This window comes from Chloroflexus aurantiacus J-10-fl (genome assembly GCF_000018865.1).
GTDB lineage: Bacteria > Chloroflexota > Chloroflexia > Chloroflexales > Chloroflexaceae > Chloroflexus > Chloroflexus aurantiacus.
This window is the reverse complement of the sequence record NC_010175.1, coordinates 1,104,242-1,123,729: the sequence shown is the minus strand read 5'-3', so window position 1 is coordinate 1,123,729 and position 19,488 is coordinate 1,104,242. Positions and strand designations below refer to the sequence as shown.

Annotated in this window: 19 protein-coding genes and 1 riboswitch; of the genes, 13 read left to right on the top strand and 6 right to left on the bottom strand. The window is 57.7% G+C overall.

The annotated features are described in order from the left end of the window. Nucleotides 1–11: 11 nt before the first annotated feature. The 5 genes from recD2 (at nucleotide 12) to CAUR_RS04280 (ending at nucleotide 7,574) form a co-directional block, all read left to right on the top strand. A complete protein-coding gene (recD2, locus tag CAUR_RS04300) occupies nucleotides 12–2,189 on the top strand; it encodes an SF1B family DNA helicase RecD2 (RefSeq protein ID WP_012256716.1) in 2,178 nt (725 codons plus the stop codon). Between the two features lie 107 nt (nucleotides 2,190–2,296). After that, complete coding sequence (locus CAUR_RS04295) at nucleotides 2,297–4,687, top strand: FtsX-like permease family protein (protein WP_164927835.1); 2,391 nt, start codon at nucleotides 2,297–2,299, stop codon at nucleotides 4,685–4,687. Nucleotides 4,688–4,715: 28 nt separating this feature from the next. After that, nucleotides 4,716–5,399 carry an ABC transporter ATP-binding protein gene (locus CAUR_RS04290; RefSeq protein WP_012256714.1) on the top strand — a complete coding sequence of 228 codons (684 nt, stop codon included), beginning with the start codon at nucleotides 4,716–4,718 and terminating at the stop codon, nucleotides 5,397–5,399. 13 nt (nucleotides 5,400–5,412) lie between these two features. Beyond that, nucleotides 5,413–6,912 carry an HlyD family secretion protein gene (locus CAUR_RS04285; RefSeq protein WP_012256713.1) on the top strand — a complete coding sequence of 500 codons (1,500 nt, stop codon included), beginning with the start codon at nucleotides 5,413–5,415 and terminating at the stop codon, nucleotides 6,910–6,912. Between the two features lie 29 nt (nucleotides 6,913–6,941). Further along, complete coding sequence (locus tag CAUR_RS04280; protein WP_012256712.1) at nucleotides 6,942–7,574, top strand: TetR/AcrR family transcriptional regulator; 633 nt, start codon at nucleotides 6,942–6,944, stop codon at nucleotides 7,572–7,574. Nucleotides 7,575–7,807: 233 nt separating this feature from the next. Here CAUR_RS04280 and mads4 read toward each other — a convergent pair whose 3' ends face one another. From mads4 to CAUR_RS04260, 4 genes are all read right to left on the bottom strand, one after another. Further along, nucleotides 7,808–8,500, bottom strand: coding sequence for a methylation-associated defense system protein MAD4 (gene mads4, locus CAUR_RS04275; protein WP_012256711.1), 693 nt, complete (start codon nucleotides 8,498–8,500; stop codon nucleotides 7,808–7,810). Beyond that, nucleotides 8,497–9,630 (bottom strand): AAA family ATPase, encoded by a 1,134-nt coding sequence (locus tag CAUR_RS04270; RefSeq protein ID WP_242605061.1) that lies wholly within the window; start codon nucleotides 9,628–9,630, stop codon nucleotides 8,497–8,499. Before CAUR_RS04270 ends, mads4 begins: the two co-directional genes overlap by 4 nt. Nucleotides 9,631–9,972: 342 nt before the next feature. After that, nucleotides 9,973–11,028 (bottom strand): ABC transporter substrate-binding protein, encoded by a 1,056-nt coding sequence (locus tag CAUR_RS04265; protein WP_012256709.1) that lies wholly within the window; start codon nucleotides 11,026–11,028, stop codon nucleotides 9,973–9,975. 31 nt (nucleotides 11,029–11,059) lie between these two features. Next, a complete protein-coding gene (locus CAUR_RS04260; RefSeq protein ID WP_012256708.1) occupies nucleotides 11,060–11,866 on the bottom strand; it encodes an ABC transporter permease in 807 nt (268 codons plus the stop codon). Nucleotides 11,867–12,021: 155 nt separating this feature from the next. Next, a riboswitch (FMN riboswitch) is annotated at nucleotides 12,022–12,146 on the bottom strand. Between the two features lie 311 nt (nucleotides 12,147–12,457). On the opposite strand from CAUR_RS04260, the gene CAUR_RS04255 reads away from it, so the two are divergent. The 7 genes from CAUR_RS04255 (at nucleotide 12,458) to CAUR_RS04225 (ending at nucleotide 17,128) form a co-directional block, all read left to right on the top strand. Further along, nucleotides 12,458–13,126, top strand: coding sequence for a CAP domain-containing protein (locus CAUR_RS04255; RefSeq protein WP_052303778.1), 669 nt, complete (start codon nucleotides 12,458–12,460; stop codon nucleotides 13,124–13,126). 24 nt (nucleotides 13,127–13,150) lie between these two features. Beyond that, nucleotides 13,151–14,218, top strand: a complete 1,068-nt coding sequence (locus CAUR_RS04250; RefSeq protein ID WP_044233467.1) for a hypothetical protein — start codon at nucleotides 13,151–13,153, stop codon at nucleotides 14,216–14,218. A gap of 4 nt (nucleotides 14,219–14,222) precedes the next feature. Continuing rightward, nucleotides 14,223–14,816, top strand: coding sequence for an SCO family protein (locus CAUR_RS04245; protein WP_012256707.1), 594 nt, complete (start codon nucleotides 14,223–14,225; stop codon nucleotides 14,814–14,816). Next, nucleotides 14,813–15,529, top strand: coding sequence for a glucosaminidase domain-containing protein (locus CAUR_RS04240; protein WP_012256706.1), 717 nt, complete (start codon nucleotides 14,813–14,815; stop codon nucleotides 15,527–15,529). Before CAUR_RS04245 ends, CAUR_RS04240 begins: the two co-directional genes overlap by 4 nt. A gap of 269 nt (nucleotides 15,530–15,798) precedes the next feature. Next, nucleotides 15,799–16,077 (top strand): hypothetical protein, encoded by a 279-nt coding sequence (locus CAUR_RS04235; protein WP_012256705.1) that lies wholly within the window; start codon nucleotides 15,799–15,801, stop codon nucleotides 16,075–16,077. Nucleotides 16,078–16,185: 108 nt separating this feature from the next. Next, complete coding sequence (locus CAUR_RS04230) at nucleotides 16,186–16,905, top strand: glycerophosphodiester phosphodiesterase (protein ID WP_012256704.1); 720 nt, start codon at nucleotides 16,186–16,188, stop codon at nucleotides 16,903–16,905. A gap of 4 nt (nucleotides 16,906–16,909) precedes the next feature. After that, the gene (locus CAUR_RS04225) at nucleotides 16,910–17,128 is read left to right on the top strand and encodes a hypothetical protein (RefSeq protein WP_012256703.1); all 219 of its coding nucleotides are present in this window, start codon (nucleotides 16,910–16,912) and stop codon (nucleotides 17,126–17,128) included. Here the strand turns inward: CAUR_RS04225 and CAUR_RS04220 are convergent. Next, nucleotides 17,125–17,460 (bottom strand): hypothetical protein, encoded by a 336-nt coding sequence (locus tag CAUR_RS04220; protein WP_242605060.1) that lies wholly within the window; start codon nucleotides 17,458–17,460, stop codon nucleotides 17,125–17,127. The two genes, CAUR_RS04225 and CAUR_RS04220, sit on opposite strands and share 4 nt — an antisense overlap. 165 nt (nucleotides 17,461–17,625) lie before the next feature. Between CAUR_RS04220 and CAUR_RS04215 the strand changes: the two genes are divergently transcribed. Next, the gene (locus CAUR_RS04215) at nucleotides 17,626–17,868 is read left to right on the top strand and encodes a hypothetical protein (RefSeq protein WP_012256701.1); all 243 of its coding nucleotides are present in this window, start codon (nucleotides 17,626–17,628) and stop codon (nucleotides 17,866–17,868) included. 508 nt (nucleotides 17,869–18,376) lie between these two features. Here CAUR_RS04215 and hppD read toward each other — a convergent pair. Continuing rightward, the gene (hppD, locus tag CAUR_RS04210) at nucleotides 18,377–19,474 is read right to left on the bottom strand and encodes a 4-hydroxyphenylpyruvate dioxygenase (protein WP_012256700.1); all 1,098 of its coding nucleotides are present in this window, start codon (nucleotides 19,472–19,474) and stop codon (nucleotides 18,377–18,379) included. Nucleotides 19,475–19,488: the final 14 nt, after the last annotated feature.

Sequence of the window (19,488 nt, the reverse complement as noted above, 5' to 3'; positions counted from 1 at the left end):
GCGATACATTTATGCAGCAGCTTGACGGCACCCTCGAACGGATCACCTTTCAGAGTGAGAGCGATGGCTACACCGTGGCCCAACTTCGTCCGCTTGGCAAACGTCACACGGTGACAATTGTCGGCAACCTGCCGGGCGTACAGCCCGGTGAACAACTCAGTCTCGAAGGTGAATGGCGCGATCACCCGACCCATGGCCGGCAGTTTCACGTCCAGCGCTACCGGAGCCGTCTGCCAGCCACGGTTGATGGTATTCGCCGCTATCTGGGCAGCGGCTTGATCAAGGGTGTCGGGCCGGTCCTCGCCAAACGGATCACTGAAACCTTTGGCAAGTACACCTTAGAGGTGCTGGATCGCGAACCGGAGCGTCTGAGCGAAGTCCCCGGTCTGGGGCGGAAGAAGGCCGTGCTGATCGCCGAGGCATGGCGGGCGCAGCAGCGTATCAAAGACCTGATGTTACTCCTGCAGGACCTGGGTCTGCCTACCGGGGTTGCCGTTCGTATCTACCGGCATTACGGCGATGACGCTTTGCGAGTGGTGCAACAGGAACCGTACCGTCTGGCCGATGAAGTTGATGGGGTTGGGTTTCGTACCGCTGACGCCATTGCCGCCGGTCTCGGCATTGCCCGCGATGATCCGCAGCGGATCGCTGCCGGGCTGCGTTATACGCTGGCACAGGCTTCCGACGAAGGGCATTGTTACCTGCCCGCCGGTGAACTGACCAGACGCGCTGCCAGCCTGCTTTCAGTGACGACTGCTGCGGTGACGGATGTGTTTACGCAGATGGTGGCAACCAATCAGCTTTGGCGCGATCCAATTGTGGCCGATCCCGACCCTGATCGCTACCCGATCTACCTGCCGCCGCTGGCATTTGCCGAGATTGGGGTTGCCAACGCCATTCGCCGCCTGATCCAGCAACGCTCGTCCCTGGCTGCACGCTATGCACCTAGCCGCTGGAACCTGGTGTTTGCCCATCTTGCCGAACGGCGTGGGATCAATCTCAGCGATCAACAGCGCCGTGCGGTACAGACGGCGCTGACCACACCGGTCATGTTGCTCACCGGTGGGCCGGGGACGGGCAAAACCACCAGCCTGCGTGCGCTGGTCATGCTTTTACAGGCCAGAGGCTATCGTCCGCTGCTGGCGGCACCGACCGGACGGGCAGCCCGGCGCTTGAGCGAGGCGACCGGCCTGGAAGCCCGCACTATTCACCGTCTGCTTGAATATGGCCCTGATGGAACATTTCGCCGCAACGCCGAATATCCCCTCGACTGTGACCTCCTGGTGATCGATGAAGCCAGTATGCTCGATATTGTGCTGGCCAATCAGCTCCTGAAGGCGATCCCAGCCGGTGCGCATCTGGTCATCGTGGGGGATGCCGATCAATTGCCGAGTGTTGGCCCTGGCCGTGTGCTTGGTGATGTGATCGAGAGTGGGGTTGTGCCGCGGGTGCATCTCGATGCGATCTTTCGCCAGGCTGCCGGCAGTGGGATTGCCGCCAATGCGCGACGGATCAACGAAGGCCACCTTCCCGAATGGGGTGCGCACGATGATTTCTACTTCTTTGCAGCTGCAACACCCGAACGGTGTGCGGCGCTGACCGTAGAGCTGGTGGTAGAACGCATCCCGCGTCGGTTTGGATTTGATCCTCGTCGTGATATTCAGGTGCTCAGTCCAACCCACAAAGGGGTGGCCGGAGTTGCGGCCCTCAATGCAGCATTGCAGGCAGCGTTGAACCCACCGCGCCCCGGTGTCGCCGAATACCACAGTGGCGCTACCATCTTTCGGGTAGGGGATCGCGTCATCCAGCAGCGGAACGATTATGATCGGGATGTCTACAACGGTGATGTTGGTGAGATTGTCGCGGTTGATCCCACCGGGCCAACAGTTATGGTGCGCTTTGAGGATGGTCGAACCATCCGTTACAACGGTCTCGATCTCGATGATCTCACCCTGGCTTACGCCCTCAGCGTCCACAAAAGCCAGGGAAGTGAATACCCGGTTGTCGTCCTTCCCCTCCTGCTGTCCCATCAGCCACTGCTGCAACGTAACCTGATCTACACCGCAGTGACCCGCGCTCGCCAGCTTGTCGTGATCGTTGGTGATCGGCGAGCGGTTGAGGTGGCGATTGCCGCAGCCAATGTTGAACGCCGCTACACCGGCCTGAGCATTCGGCTCGGTAGAACCTGATCGCCCTGGCCGTGACGCAAAACACCAGTAAATCGTCATCTTTTTTGATTGACCGATCAGTCAATATGTGCTATACTCCTGACAATTCGATCAAGCGAGAACGGCCTATGATCAGTCCTCGTTGGCACAAAATCTGGCGCGACCTGCGGGCAACCCCCACCCGCACCATCCTGGTCGTCCTTTCCATCGCGGTAGGCGTCTTCGCCTTCGGCGTCATTCTCACCACGCGCACGGTCATCGAGCGCGAGTTGCGGCGGAGTTTTCTGGCTATTGATCCGGCGAGTGCGATTATCACCACCACTACCTTCGATGACGATCTGGTCGAAGCCGTTGCCCGGTTGCCCGGCGTGGCGATAGCCGAGGGTCGGCGAGTGGTACCGGCCCGCATCCAGCTCAGTGCTGGCCGTTGGGAAGACGCCCTGATCACCGTCTTGCCCGATGATGGTCAGCGGCGGATTGGGATTGTTCGTCCCCAGGCCGGATCATGGCCACCGCCTGATCGAGCGCTGCTCTTTGAGCGTGCTTCGCTATCCCGCATCGGTGCCACCATTGGCGCAGAGGTGGTCGTTGAACTGCCGGGAATTGGCGAACGGACGATGCCGATTGCCGGTACGATCCATGATCTGAGTACGCCGCTGGCCGTTTTAACGGCGCAGTCGTTCATCTACATGAACGAAGAGACGCTGCGCTGGCTGGGTGGCCCGACTGGATACAACCAGTTGTACCTGGTGGTCAACGGTGATCGGCGTGATCTGGCGACGATCCACGACATGACCCAGGCCGTTGAACGCCTGCTTGAGCGCAGCGGGCATCCGGTGTTGCAAACCTATGTGCCACCACCGTTACAGCATCCGGCAGAGGCGCTCTTGCCGGTGATTACCGTCCTGATGACCATTGTCGGCCTGCTGGCGCTGGTTGCCAGTAGTTTTCTCAGTATCAACACGATCAGCGCCATTCTCAATCAGCAGACGCGCCAGCTTGGGGTGATGGCTGCCATTGGCGCCGGGCCGCGCACACTGGCACTCATGTACACGGCAACCGCAGCCTTGTTCGGCCTGCTGGCACTGGTTCTGGCTGTTCCGACCGGTTTGCTGGCAACGCAGGGCTTTGCCGCGTTTTTAGGCAGTCAGTTGAATATCGATCTCCCCTGGCCTCTGGTGAGTGGTGACATCCTGCTGCTTCAGATTGTGGCGGGGCTGGCAGTGCCGGTACTGACCTCGCTCTGGCCGATTCGTAGTGCTTTGCGTCGCCCGGTCCGCGTGTTGTTGAGCGGTGAAACAGCACCGCCACCACCACCGCGAGTGGTTACTATGATCACTCGCGCCTTTGGCACCTACCTTCGCCGGCCAACGCTCCTGGCGCTGCGCAATGCGTTTCGGCAACGGGCCAGGCTGTTCCGCACCTTGATTGCGCTGGCGCTGGGTGGCAGTGTCTTGATTACGGTGATGACGCAACGTACTTCGCTCTTCACCACGCTCGAAGCAAGTCTGTCGAGTCTGAATTACGATCTTGAAGTACAACTGGCGCATCCATACCGGATCGAGCGTGTCAGCCCGCTGATCGCCGCGATCCCGGCGGTGACCAGAGTGGAGAGTACCCAACGCGCTTTGGCCTTTCCGGTTCGTCCCGATGGTACCGATGGCGAGGAGCTGGCGTTGCGGGCGTTGCCGGCGGATACCGATTTCTTCCGTCCCCGCTTGAGCGAAGGGCGTTGGCTGGCCGGGCCAGGGGTGCGCGAAGTGGTCTTCTCGACGAATATCCTGATGAAAGAACCGTACCTGCGCGTCGGTGATTGGGTCACGCTCTCGATCAACGGTCACGAATCGCAGTGGCGTCTGGTTGGTTTGATCGAGGTCTTCACGCCGCCAACCATGCCTGCCCAGGCCTATGTCGATCTCGATGCCTTTACGACCGAATATGGTGGGGTAGGCCGCACCGATACCTTGCGGGTTGCCACCATCGGGCATGATCCCCTCAGCCACGCCGCTGCTGCCAGGGCGATTGAGCAGCAGTTGACAGCGTATGACATTCGTCTGCGCCTGATTCGCACCATGAGCGATGAACGGCGTATTCTGGAAGAGCGCTTTAATCTGGCAACCGGTGCTATCTCGATCATGGCCCTGATTATCGGTACGGTTGGGGTGTTGGGGTTGACCGGTACGCTGAGCATCAATGTCCTTGAACGTACCCGCGAGATTGGCATTTTGCGCGCTATCGGTGCTGATGACGACGCCATCCGCGAACTGGTGATCACCGAGAGCTTGACAATGGCGCTGCTGGCGTGGCTGGCCGGGGTCTTACTCTCCATCCCGATGAGCTATGCGCTGGCCTACAACTTTGGTAAAGCGCTGTTGAATGTTCCCCTGATCTGGAGTTATTCACTCCCGGCGATCTGGATGTGGCTGGGGGTGGTGATGATCTTTGCCCTGGTAGCCAGTGTGTTGCCGGCCCGCGCAGCGACCCGAATGTCGGTGCGTGAGGCGCTGGCTTACGAATAATGTTGTTGTCACAAGAAGGCGTGCCGGTATGGAGACGAAGACGCCACTAATTACGCTCACCGCTGTAACCAAAGCCTACGCCACGGCTGCCGGCGACTATCTGGCCCTGCGTGGTATCGATCTGCGCATCGACCCCGGCGAATTCGTCGCGATTGTCGGTAAGTCGGGCAGTGGCAAATCAACGCTGCTCAATATCATCACCGGCATTGATCGGGCGAGCAGTGGCGAGGTGCGAGTCGCCGGCGCCGATCTGATGCAGATGCCGGAATCGCGGATGGCGAGCTGGCGTGGGCGCACGGTCGGGATTGTGTTTCAGTTCTTTCAGTTGTTACCAACTCTGACGACGCTGGAAAATGTGATGTTACCGATGGACTTTTGCCATATCGGTACACTGCGCGAACGGCGCGAGCGAGCCATGGCATTGTTAGAGAGGGTTGGGCTGGCCGATCAGGCCGATAAATTGCCCATGGCACTCTCTGGTGGTCAGCAGCAGCGGGTCGCGATTGCCCGTGCTCTGGCCAATAACCCACCGCTCCTGGTCGCCGATGAGCCAACCGGTAATCTCGACTCGCAGACTGCTGAGGCGGTGTTTCAGCTCTTCATCGAACTGGCCGGCCAGGGCACAACGATTGTGATGGTTACGCACGACAGCGATCTTGCCCGGCGGGCTGGTCGGGTGGTACTGGTATCAGATGGCCGGATTGTGCATTGAAAGTGAGGCGATTATGCGCAAGTTTATCATTCCACTCCTTGCCGTGCTCTTGATAGCTGGTGGCGCATACGCTATCTTCGGGCCGAATGGTCCGGGTGCGCAATCGGCACCGTCGCCGGTTCCGACGGGCGAACCGGTTGTCCCACCGCTGAGTGTCGAAGGGCGCGTCGTGCCGGCGCAAGAGGCATGGTTGCGCTTTGAACGCAGTGGTATCGTCACCGCAATCCTGGTTGACGAAGGTGATACAGTGACGGCGGGTCAGGCATTGATCCAGCTTGATGATCGACTTCAGCGCGCTGCCGTGCAACAAGCGGAAGCGAATCTGGCCCGCGCCCAGGCCCGCTATGCATTGTTGCTGGCCGGGGCATCTGCCGAAGCACGAGCGGCTGCGGAAGCCGCTCTGCAGGTAGCCGTCGCGCAGGCGACGCAGGTGGCGCTGGCGGTTGTCCCTGCCGATGAGCAGGCGATTGCAGCCCAACTCGCCGAAGCCCAGGCCGCACGAACCAGGTTGCTGGCCGGGGCCGATCCCGATCTGATTGCGCAGGCGCAGGCAGTACGTGATCAGGCAGCGGCGAATCTGGCTGCCCAGCAGAGTGCGCTGGCGGCGGCGAAGGTGAATGCGCAACTGGCAGTTGAGCAGGCGGCGAATGTGCTCCGCGACCGCCAGGCCGACTACAGCCGAATCTACTGGGAAAACGAAGAACTACGCCAAAAGCTGGGTGAGGATGAACTTCCCCAGGCCAGAATCGATGCAGAAGCGGCAGCATTACGTGCCGTACAGAACGCCGAGGTAGCGCTGGCCCAGGCCAGAGTGGCCGCCGAACAGGCAGTGCAGGCCGAGAAAGAGGGGCTTGCCGCAGCCGAAGCCCGTCTACGTGAAGCAGAGGCGCGACTGGCTGCGCTCCTCAGCCCACCCGATGCCGATCAACTGGCGGCGATTGATGCCCGAATTGCGGCTGCCGAAGCCAGCCTGGCCCGACTACGGGGCGATCCGCGGCAGGCGCAACTGGCTGTCGCCCAGGCCCAGGTTGCCCAGGCCCAGGCTCAGGTCGCCCAAATCAATGCCGTACCGCGGGAGGAAGAACTGGCTATCGCCCAGGCCGAGATTGCCGCTGCCGAAGCTGCATTGGCCCAGGCCAGGCTCGAACTCGCCAACATGGTATTGCGGGCACCGTTTGCAGGTGTCGTCTCGCGCATTGAACTGCATCCCGGCGAGCTGGCATCACCTGCCACACCGGCTCTTCTGCTGGGCGATCTGCGCACATGGCATATCGAAACCACCGATCTCAGCGAAATTGATGCAGCCCGGATCACGCCGGGGGCGGAAGTAACCATCACCTTTGATGCCTTACCCGGTGTGACGTTGCCGGGACGGGTACGCACCATCCAGCCCTACGGTGTCGAGCGTCTGGGTGAAATTGTGTATACTGCTCTTGTTGATTTACAGGCGTATGATCAGCGTTTACGCTGGAATATGACAGCAATCGTAACCTTGACCGACACAAATCGCTAAGGTTGCATGGCTGTGCCCGGAGAGACACCATGGCCCCGCGTGATGAAGCCGAACTTCGGCGGCAGCAGATTATTGATGGTGCGCTCAGAGCTTTCTCCCAGTTGGGCTTTGAGCGTGCCACCAATCGTGATATTGCCCGTGCAGCCGGGATTGGATCACCCGGTCTGATCTACCACTACTTCAAAGACAAGACCGACCTGCTCTACCAGGTGGTGCGCGAGCGCATGCCCTTGATCCAGCTCATTGACTCAATGAAGGAGTTAGATGACACCCCGCCGGAGGTGGTGTTACCGCAGCTTGCCGGTCGTCTGGCCCACCTTATCAATCAACCGCTGACCGTCGCGATTGGGAAGATCATTATCGGCGAGGTGCTACGCCATCCCCAGCTTGCGCAGGTGATCAACGAGATCGGGCCAGGGCGGGCAATGAACTTACTGGCAGCCTACCTTGAGCGGCAAATGGCGCTGGGCAGATTACGTCGTACCGATCCCCAAATCGCCGTCCGTCTCCTGATAGGCCCCCTCTACGCCTATTTCTTATCGCGATATGTACTCAACCAGCCTGAAGCGCATGCCATCTCACCACACGCAATGGTAACCGAAGCAGTTGATCTCTTCTTGCGGGCAATGCAACCGGAAGCGAATCAGAACCCCTCTTCCTGAACAGCGCGTTTTCGCGGATGTTCTACTGTGCGGTTGAAGGTGTTATCTGAGTGTGGAGAGGGTGTGTTTATCCTGATCTGACGCTGACCAGGTTAATGACGCGCCGGTTGTACGTCTGGCAGTAACACGGTTCTGACAACCTGAATGATGCGTCAGTCAGGATTTGATATGAGTGATGTACATCTCTGGATAAAAGCTGGTATCCGTCGATCCAGATGTCAAGTCAGGATATGCTACGGGCGGGGAAACCACTCGCATAGCGCCTGTCGAAATCGCTGAAAGTTACACAGTACGAGCGGTCTGTTCGTGCCGGCCAGAAACCACTCGCATAGCGCCTGTCGAAATCGCTGAAAGGCTCTATCCTGGCATCCGGTAAGGCTCACTTGTTGGGCGAGCTTCTGGAAGAGAGAAGATGATCGCGGAATCTGTTTTTGCCGCAGTAGCTTTTCCATCACCTGTTTGGGATTACGAGGTTTTCCGTTGGGAAAGCGGTCGGCGATTTTTAACGTTTCACTATACAGATGTTCGTCGCCTTTTGCGATGATGTTGATGACCTGACGAGAATTCGCAAATACCCACATTTCCAGTTCGGGATCTAAGACGACCGCAATGCAACGGTTTTCCCATCCTGTACGATACAACCGTTCTTCAATCGCTGCTTCTAAACCTGGTGCGTCTACATCTTCTCTGCCACAGCCTTCACGGTCAAACATAACGAGTGCGTACTGATAGTTCCTGTAACGAGTTCGCAGCCATGCATCGGCGTGACGAAATACACCGGGATCGCGTTGCGGATGCCTGAACACATCGAAAGTGATGTTTGATCGCGTGCCTAACGCTTCAGGACGAGCCATAAGGCCGCGTATAGCGTACTCCATGTCTAAGTCAGCGACCAGAAAAACAATGTCCTTTCGCTGTCTATTCATCCTGGCATCCCACTGGCAAGCAGGTCACCGAGTGCAATTTCAGATCGCCACTCCTTAAGGTGCGGATGTTGATCTCCGGGTACGATGTCTGTTGCACCGTGTTGCGTTAACGCAAAACAGAGTAGTTCACGTGGTCTGGCAAGGTTGAGTAAGATTGGTGAGTGTGTTGTACAGAAAATCTGCCCTTCGTAAACCGATGAGAGTGACTGGTATACGGCTTCCAGCGCACGAGGATGGATGCCATTTTCCGGTTCCTCAATAATGTAGACTCCCTTCTTTTCCGGGAGATATGCCAGGAGTGTCAATGCAAACAGCCGCAGCGTTCCATCTGACAGGAGCCAGGAGGGAAGTAGCTTACCGTCTTTAGTAATGACAACAAGATACCGATAACGATCCTCTTCCCGCTCCTTCACGGTAATTGTTTTGATGTCAGGTAAAACTGTTCGTAGATGGTCTACCCAAAGCTCTAACTGTAAAGGTTGATGCTGAAGACGTTCCACGACAATTGCCAGATTGGCTCCATCGGGCTGAAATGTTTTGGGCGCTTCCGGGTGGCAAGGCCAGCGCATATGCTGGCTGCTGAGCATTACAAAGTGAAGTTGCTCTGTGAGCATCTTGCGCAGCCATTGGCTTACAGGAAAACGGGCTTCTTCGGGAATGAGTAAGAGACCTGCCCGGTCTTTCCCTACATGCAAGGGAAAATTCCAATCGGAAGTTTCTGAGCGCACGTACACGCGACCATCAGCAGTACGCGACATCACCTTTCGGTAGCCAGCCGGCGCTCTTTTGCCTGGCATCTTCACAATCGATGGCGGTGGTTTCATTTCTGCCGGAAAGACCGTTTTGGATACATCTTGGGTGGAATGGTTGGTATGCAGAGCTTCCCGAACCAGCCAGAGGTTTTCTACCAGAAATGTGAGCATTCCTTCTTCGTCGGTTCCGATCCGAACTTCGTAGCGTATCCGGCTGTCATCTTTTTTATGACGGAGGTGTTCAGGAATGTGGAGTTCTACAGCGAGTTCAACAGGATGTGGCTCCATCTGCCAGACAAGATCGCGTACCGAGCGCGCACGTTTCTGCACCGCTTTTTGTAACCCCTCTTCGAGGATGTCTTTCAAGAACACCAGCACATCCAGGAACGTACTCTTCCCACTGGCATTCGGTCCTACAGAATCTGGAAGGTGTGTAGCTCTTGCCGGATGTAGCGGAGGCATTTATAGTTCAGAGCCTCCAATGTATGCAGAACCATGGCTGATAGACTCCGTGCTCCTTTTGGCGCTTGTGTCAAATTGTACCACCAGACAACTTCTTTGGCGCGTACATCTGGGTTGCAGGCGCACGTCGGCCTGTGTGTTGGTGTCTGGCGAGTGTTCTACCTACCGCCACCCCTCACTCAGCACCTACCCGCAAAAAGCACAACGGGTAGGCGAAGGCATTCCCTTCACCTACCCGTCGCAGGTTGTGCGACGTGATCAGTACGATCCGCCCGGTACAAACTCATTCGTGAACGCCTGCTGCACATCAACCGGCGCAGACAGCAATCCCGCTGCGCGCATAAACTCCTCGGTGCGCGTCCAGAGCTGGCCGTCGGTGTAGCCCAAACCGTATTGCGCAGTTAATTCATTTTGCCAGAAGGGAAGACTCTCTTGCAATACCTGGCGTTGTAATGAGAGATCGCCCAGTTGGGCTTCGGGAATGAATTGCAGGCTCAGATCAAACGCCTCATCAGGATTGGCCAGCGTATCGGCCAGCCCGCGCAGACTGGCCCGCACAAATTTCCGTACCAGCTCAGGATTCTGAGCGATCAGGGCCTCACTTACGGCGATACCATTGGCGGCCAGGTTAAAGACATCGGCTGCCAGCAGAACATTCACTTCGACACCCTGACCGCGCAACTGAACCGGTTCGTTCATCGCGTAGCCAATCGCGACCGGCACCTTATCTTCCATCACCGCAGCGGTTTGGGTGAAGCCGATCTCCTGCACGGTCACATCGGCTTCGCTCATACCGCCGGCGTAGAGCGCAGCCAGAAGCGCATAAAAGCTCTCGCCGAAACGGCCAGGAATACCAATCGTCTGCCCGCGCAGGTCATTCACACTTGCCAACGGCACATTGCTCTTGGCGAAGAAGGCAATCGGGAAGCGCTGATAGAGCGTCATGACCGTCTTGACCGGCAATCCTTGCTGGCGAGCCAGCAGTACCGAGGTGCCGCTGGTGGTGGCGAACGCAACCCCACTGGTCGGCCAGGTTGCAGCTCGCTGCAAGACATCATTCTCGAAGTTGTAATCGAAGACGACCTCAATCCCTTCGGCAGCGTAATAGCCTTTGGCAGCCGCGACATAGTAGGGGGCAAACTGAATGTTCGGAATATACGACATCGCCAGCGTGACTTGTTGTAAGGTTGGTTGAGCGTTAGGTGCCGGCGCAGCCGTCGGTGCCGCAGCAGGCGTGGTCGGTGTTGGCGCACTGCACGCGGTGATGAGCAGGATGATCAGGATACCCAGAGTAAGCACACGGAGTTTCATCATTGTCATGCTCCTGAATTGACGTGTGTCATTGCTATGATGCTTCCCAGCGAACCAGTAGTCGTTCCAGCAAACCGGCCAGCACGTAGAGGGTTAACGTGATCAGGGCCAGTGTTGCCAGGGCAACAAAGATCAATGGCGTATCGAACAGACCACGAGCAATATTGATCAACGCGCCCAGGCCAACCCGTCCGGCGACAAACTCGCCGACTACGGCACCGGTTGTGGCGAGCGCCAGCCCGGTGCGGACACCGCCGAACAGTACCGGCAGCGCCAGCGGAGCTTCGACGTAGCGCAGCAGTTGCCAGCGATTGGCGCCACTGATGTATGCCATCTCGATCAGTTCGCGGGGAATGCTGCGAATCGCGACCACCGTATTGATAAGAATCGGCAGAAAGGTGATCAGTGCAGCCACCAGAACTTTCGAGGTCAGGCCGGCGCCAAACCACAGGATAATGAGGGGAGCGACTGCCACCACCGGGATCGCCTGACTGGCGGCCAGCACCGGGGCCAGGGCCTGTTCGAGCCAGCGGATGTGTGCTAGCGTGTAACCCAGGATAAGCGCGATGATCAGTGCCAGCGTGAACCCGCCCAGAGCCGCGCTCAGGGTGGCGAGAGTGTGCTGCCAGAGCAAACCACTACTCAGTGCCTGCCAGAAACGTCCGGCAACCAGGGCCGGCGAAGGCAGAATAAAGGCCGGGTAGCCGCTCAGAGTCACTCCTGCCTGCCAGAATACGAGCAGGAGCATCAGGGTGACTGGTAAACCGAGAGCCGGCCACTCGAAGCGTTGTAGTGATCTGACCCGCGGCGAGACCCTTGTTACAGGCAATGTTTGCTGCATCGTTCCAACTCCTTTCGCGGCGGGCATAGAAAAACCCCGCCGAGCGAACGCTCTTCGGGGTACAGATACGGAAGCATGACGGGAAATGATCCCGCCAGCAATGGCAACGATACGAAGGCGCGCACCGTGTGCGTTACCTGCATCCTTGCCCATATCTGGATCTTCTTTACATCCGGACTGTAACCGTCGGCCCCGGAGTTACACCGGATCCTGCGTGCCTCTCAACACGCTCGTGGGCTATACCACCGATCGGGAATTTCACCCTGCCCCGAAGATCGTTTGTCGCTGTTGATGATAGCATTAATCGGGGATTGATGTCAAGGATAGACGTGCGGGGTGTGGTGTAGAACCCGTTATGAATCTGTAACTTGACCGTGATCCGCAGTTGGCCTGTTCATCATGCTCTGCCGGACAGCATCTTCGGCGACCCATGATCCTCGTGGCATGCGGGAGCCATGTTTCTGCACCAACCGCCTTCTGTACCGGGTACGGTTAGCTTCTGCCCCCCCAACGCGATGGTTTGCTTGAGACGAACTTTTCCGTATGCTACACTTCACTTCGGGAAAGGCGGCACGGTGAAGGAGGAAGCGAATGACCTATCAGAAGATGGTACGTCACTGGTGTATGCTGCTGTTGCTACCGGTATGTGTTACTTTCACTGCCCTCGCCTTCGATCCCACCGTGCAAACCCCATCATTGCTATTGGACGAAGCGTTGACGGTATACTACGGCAACCTGGCCCGCCGTGAGGTCGGGCAGCCGCCACTCCGCTGGAACCGACAACTGACCTATGCGTCGCGCTGGTTTGCCTGGGATTCGGTAGAGAATCGGCCTACTCCATATTGTGGACATCAGGATACCAACGGCCAATGGCCGAGTGATCGGGCACCACTGTTTGGTTATCTGGGTAGTAGTGGTGCTGAAAATGCGTATTGTGGCTACATGAGGCCGCAGGATGCGATCAATGGCTGGTTGAATAGCCCCGGTCATCGGGCTAACTTGCTGAGCGCCGGTCATCGAGAGATTGGGTTGGGCTATTACCGTCGTGCCAGTGATGGGAGAGGCTACATTGCGCAAATGTTTGGGAATGACTCAACGTATGCCCCGGTTATTATCGAGCACGAAGCCCCGCAAACGCTGAACCCTTCAGTATCGTTGTATCTCCATCAGCGACAGGCTCAATCCGGGTTCGCCGGTCTCAGACCAGCAAATGCATTGATGGTGGCCAACGAACCGTGCTTCGTCGATGCGCAATGGTAACCCTTCACCAATGAATTTCGCCATGTGCTACCCGCCGGTGAAGGCTGGCGAACGGTTTATGTGCGAACCCGCGATGATGTCGGCTATACGCAGACGGTGAGCGATACGATCTATCTTGGGGCGAACCTGCCGGTTGCTGATCTGGCCAATACCATGAGTGATCGACAAGAGACGGTGACGCTCGCCGGTTTGAGTCATCCCTCCTTCACCCAGGTACAGTTCAGTTTGGGCTGGCTGGTTGATGAAACATACTCTACGTTTCAACTGCTCTGGGGGGCAGGTGAGCGAGTCGCCGATCCGGCAGCCTGGGGCGGTGGTGCCTTTCGCCTTGCACCGGCATCCGGCGAAAGTTCGGCGTGGGTTTGGGATTACCGGCCACTCCTGTTCAAGGATAGATCTCTGGTAGCGTATGTACGCCTGAAAGTTAGTGACAACACCTCACCCGCCGAAATAGCGCGCTTCGCAGTGGGAGATGGCGACCAGCAGTATGGCCCACTTACGCTGCGCGGAATAGATTTTACCGCTGCCGGTCAGTATCAGGAATTCGCGCTCCCCTTTCGCTATACCGGTAGCGACTTTCTCATCTTCCAGTTCTGGCGCAGTGGTAATACTAATACTGAAGTCTTCGTTGATGCAGTGACAATCTTTACCGCGCCGCAGCCATTGGTGTCGCCGCTCACATTTACTGTTCCCGGCAACAACTACCGTGGTCAGAGTGTGTGGGTACGCTATACCGATGGGCAGGCATTTACCGGGTGGAGTGAAGCCCCTGTGCTACCGGCCCAGCCGATCACCATTTCGCCACGGGTGTTAATGGTGCAGCGCGATAGCCCGCCTCCCCCTCCGGTCGTTCTCTCAACGCCATGCGCCCAGCCATCCTGGCAGGTTGTGCAGGCTGATCCGTGGTTGGGTAGCAGTGCTGAGCAGGGGGCACTGCGTTTGTGGGTCGATCCGAGTGGACTGCCCACCGGTATCCACCAGGGCAGCATCACATTTGCGGCGCCCGGTACAACCTTTCGGCTGACGGTGCCGGTTAATCTGATGGTTGTCGATCAACTGTTTTCAGTCTATACGCCACTTATTGTGAGGTAATATCATGCGGCGGTTCCTGTTCATCTGCTGGATAGTGATGATATGCACGGCCTGCTCGGCTGTCAGTCCACCGGGCACGACAACCGCAACCATCATCGATCCCCCAACTGTGTTGAGTGATTTTCAGTTGCCGGCCAGTACCGGTCATGATCTACGGTTGAGTGATTTACGTGGTCAGCCGGTGTTGCTCTATTTCGGGTATACCCGTTGTCCTGACTATTGTCCGATTACGCTCAGTGAATTTCGGCGCACACGCGAACAACTCGGTGCTGATGGTGAAAAGGTGCATTTCGTGTTGATCAGCGTTGATCCGGCGCACGATACGCCAGAGGTCCTTGCTGCGTATCTACGTGGTTTTGGTGAGGGTTTTATCGGCTTGCAGGGTGATGATGCGACGCTGCGCCGTATCAGTAAAGAGTACGGTCTGACGTATCGCCATGGAGGGGGCCATCAACAGCATGGCGACGCCGGTGTCGAACACAGTACGGCGAGTTATTTAATCGATCAGAATGGCCGGCTACGGATCGTTTATCAATATGGAACCGCTGCGAATGTGTATGTGCAAGACATTCGCGATCTGCTCAAAGAAGCTCAATGAACTATCGTTTAAGCCGCCGTTCACTGCTGACATTAGGTGTTGTTGCTCTCAGTCAGACGGTTGTCCGTGCGCAAACGCCGGAAACGCAACCGATTTATCTGCCAATGGTTATGCGTTCGCCACTGCCGGGCACGTTACTCGGCCCTCCCAGCGGTACCGCAGAAGCGGCGATTGCCTGGCTGTCTCCACGCAGCACAGCCTACGTCCCCTACGATGTTGGTGTCATCGTCAATGGCTACGCCGAGATTGGTCAGGCGGCTGAAATTGACTGGTTTCTGGCCATTGCGCAATGCGCGCATGAAACCGGTCATCTAACCTCGTGGTGGTGTCAACGACCACGCCGTAATCCCGCCGGCATTGGCGTGACCGGAGAAATCCGCGAAGCGCCGCCCGATCAGCCACCAGGCCCCGATTGGGCGTGGGACGAGAGTATTCAACGCTGGCGAGCCGGGTTGAGTTTCGCGTCGTGGGTCGGCGAGTCGATCCCGGCGCATTTGGGGCGGTTGCTGGCCTATGCCCTTCCGCCGGGTGCCGGTACACCCTATCAGCAGCAACTGATCGACTATGCCCTCTGGCGGCGTCCGCTCCCTGACCATCTACGCGGTGTGGCGGTAACGATCACCGATCTGAACGGACGATGGGCAGTGCCGGGTACAGAATACGGTCAGCGCATCCTGGCTCTGGCCGAGCGGATGCGGAGTGAAGGTTATTGAATCATAACTCGCCGTGTGTAGACAGATCGCCCCTTTAGCGCGTTAGAGCGCCGTACTACCCGATTTTAGCAAATGTTGACGCATCCCTTGACGTGAGGGTTACGCGGGTCGTATAATAAGGCTGTGTTAAGAACGGCAAAACTCCCGTGAAGGAGGCCGGCTATGAAAACATGTGTGACAACGTGGTTGAGGGGTGTATAGGGCGGTACAGGCCGATGCCTGTAGCCGCCCTTTATGTTTTCCGGGCACGAGACGAAGGAGGTCTCCCTATGCACTCGGACTTAATCGGTAAGATCGAAAAGGCCCGGCGTTATGCCGCCGAACCAGAGCGAATCAAGTTCAGTGACCTGCGGGCAACATTTCACGGTGGCAACAGCGATCACGAAATCTCGCTTCACGATGGGCAATGGTCGTGCAATTGCTCGTTCTTCCGCATGTGGGGCACCTGTGCTCACGTCATGGCAATGCAGCGTATTCTCCATCCGATGCTAACCGAAGAAGCCCGGCAAGCCGATCTGGCGATTGCGCAGCCAGATCTGAATGCCTGATCATGGACGACGCATCTTCACAGTGAGATTGACGCCTAAAGGTGGCGCGGTGATACTGATAGCGGGGCGAGTGGCGCCCCGCTATCGGCATTGTTACGACGAGGTTCTATGACGCCATTGATCATTGCGCATCGTGGGGCATCGGCTGATGCTCCGGAGAACACGCTGGCGGCCTTTGAACTGGCCCGCCACCAACAGGCTGATATGATCGAGCTGGATTTGCAACTAACGGCGGATGGGGAGATTGTGGTCTTTCACGACGATACGACGGCGCGTTGGAACGGTCGGGATGAGCCGGTGGCCCGACTGACGCTGGCCGAGCTGCGGCACCTCGACATTGGCGGCGAGCGGGTGCCGACGCTAGCCGAGACGTTGGATTGGGCACGGAGTGCGGCGATGCCGCTCAATCTTGAGCTAAAGCGGCCCGGTATGGCAGCGCGCTGTGTGCAACTTGTGCGTGAATTTGGCATGGTTGATCAGGTGATCGTTTCGTCATTTTATGAACAGGCACTGCACGAATTACGTGCGACCGATCCGGTGATTGCCCGCGGCTATCTCATGGGGATTCGCACGTATCGGCCCGATATACGGCTGCGCGAGTTCTGGCCATTTCTGGCGCTGCGGCGGGTCGAGGCTACGGCGTGGCATCCGTACCACGGCTTGCCCGGTCTCGATTGGATCTTGCCGAAAGTCCGACGCGCCGGGTATAAGGTGAATGTGTGGACGGTAGATGATCCGGTGCGTCTCCGTGATCTGGCCGCGCTTGGTGCGAGTGGTCTGATTACAAACAGGCCGGCTGCGGCGCGGGCTGCGCTCAGTAAAGGATAATCGCTTGAAACGGCGCATCTGGCTCGTTGTGCGGGGAGTAGGGCCATTGCTGGCGGTGCTGGCTGCACTGATCGGTGTGCCGGCACTGCTGGCCTGGCTTATCACCGGGGGGCCGTTAAGCTGGTACCATTTCCTGATTGGGGTAGGAGTGGCTGTTTTACTGATTCTGGGTGCCGGTCTGGTGTTGGGGTGGGCACTGGGCAAACGGCTGAAGGGTGACTAAACACCATCAATCGTGCGCTCAAAGGCGATCAGTCGCGGCACGACAGCGCGGCGAATTTCGACGTACTGCTGCGACAACCAATGCCCGATACCGCGAATATGCGGCAGCGGCGCCTTGCGGAGCCAGCGTAGCCCAAAACGGGCAACAAGATGGAGCCGGCGCAGGAGGCGATCACGCCGTCCCAACAAGATAATCGCCAACACATAACCGGGCCAGCCGGGAATGATCGGGAAGAGTGAACCGATCAGGCCCAGCACCAGAAATGTAATACCGAGCACACGGCGCACGGTCGGATTGAAGCGTAAGAAGCGAATAACTGTTATCATCATCATATCCTGCAACGAGGTGACCTCGACGATTTGCCTACCCGTAAATTATTGTACCTGATTGGTGCTACCATGGAATAGCAAACGAAATTAACAATCTGCTGAATCTTTGCTGATATTCTGTCATTTTGGTAAGAGGAAAAATCCCTCTTCTTGCGGTGAGGTGTAGCTATGGCTGAACAATCGTGGTGGCAACGTCTGGTGGCAGCGGTTGAACGAGAGTATGAGCGGCGGATTCGACGGGCCAGTCTGCTGGGTGAGTTTAAGCCGGCTGACGATCATCACCATGCCCATGCATCGGCGACGCCGACCCCCGATCATGCCGTTGAAGAAGAGGAAGCGGTTATCGTCAATGTGCCACGCGGGACGAAGATCAGTCGGCGTGATGCGCATGTTGAGGAAGAGGCTGGGTAGGGGGTAGGAAGTAGAAAATAGGAGATAGGAAAGAGGAGCGAGGAGAGAGAAAATAGAAAATAGGAGATAGGAAAGAGGAGCGAGGAAATAGCAGAGAGGGAGACGGTATGGTGGAGAGGGGTTGAGGAGGTGTGACTCCCGCTCCTGTTGAGAGTAATGTGAGGTGTGTTTCGCTCACCCCATACCCCTTCCCCGCCATATGAAGTGCGGCAGCCATGCTGCCGCGTCAGATGTGATCACTGTTCCCAGCCACCTGGCAGCGCCGGTCTATCGGTCGGTGGGGCGCGGGGCCTCCCCGGTCCTCGCTTTTCTCCCGCCAGGGAGCAGCGCAGGTCGCTCTCAGCAATACATCTGCCCCCAGCGAGTTTAGGGATGGACAGAACACAGGAGCTAACACACCGTCTATTGCGTCAGGAAGTCGCAGCGCAGCTCACTGCTCTCCCCTCTCCCGCGACACCGCGGGAGAGGGGCCAGGGGTGAGGTCGTGCCCTCCCCCCTTCATCATTCACTACAAATTGCCACGCCGGGCCTGTTCGCGTTCAATGGCCTCGAAGAGCGCCTTGAAATTACCCTTGCCGAAGCCCCGGCTGCCTTTGCGCTGGATAATCTCGATGAAGAGGGTTGGCCGATCCTGGAGTGGCTGACTGAAGATTTGGAGCAGGTACCCCTCTTCATCACGGTCAACCAGAATCCCCCGCTCCTGGAGGGCCTGCCGGCTCTCGTCGATTTTGCCAACCCGCTCTTCGAGATCATCGTAGTAGGCGTCGGGTACGTGGATAAACGGAATACCGGCAGCGCGCAGTGCATCAACGGTCGCACAGATGTCGCCGGTTGCCAGGGCAATGTGCTGAACACCGGGGCCGCCGTAGTACTCAAGAAACTCTTCGATCTGGCTCTTGCGGCGCCCCTCAGCCGGTTCGTTGATGGGGAACTTGATCCGACCGGTACCGTTTTGCATCACCTTCGACATGAGGGCACTGTACTCGGTGCTGATGTCGTGATCGTCGAAGTGTACCAACTGGCTGAAGCCGAGCACATCACGGTAGTAGTTGACCCAACGATTCATTGCCCCCAGTTCCACGTTGCCGACGATGTGGTCAATGGCGGCAATCCCGGTTTCCGGTACCGGTAGTGGTGTAGTGATCGGCTGGAAGCCGGGCATGAATGTTCCCTGGTAGTTTTCACGCTCGATAAATGAGTGGACGGTGTCGCCATAGGTGGCAATCGTCGCCTTGATAATCCGGCCATGTTCGTCCACATATTCGGTCGGCGCCTGCACCGGAATCCCGCCACGGGCAACCGCTGTTTCATACGCAGTCACCGCATCACGGACGCGCAGGGCAATGTCTTTCACCCCATCGCCGTGGTGGGCAATGTGCTGCGCAATCGGGTGATCGGGCAGGAGGGGAGCGGTCAGGACGAAGCGGACATTGCGGCGTTCGAGCACATAACTGGCCCGGTCGCGCACCCCGGTTTCGAGACCGGCGTAGGCAACCGGACGCAGGCCGAGTGTGGTGCGGTAGAAATGGGCAGCCTGACGGGCATTGCTGACGTAAAACTCAACATAATCAATGCCAAGTAACTCAAGCGGATCGGCGGAGCACATACGGCACCTCCACG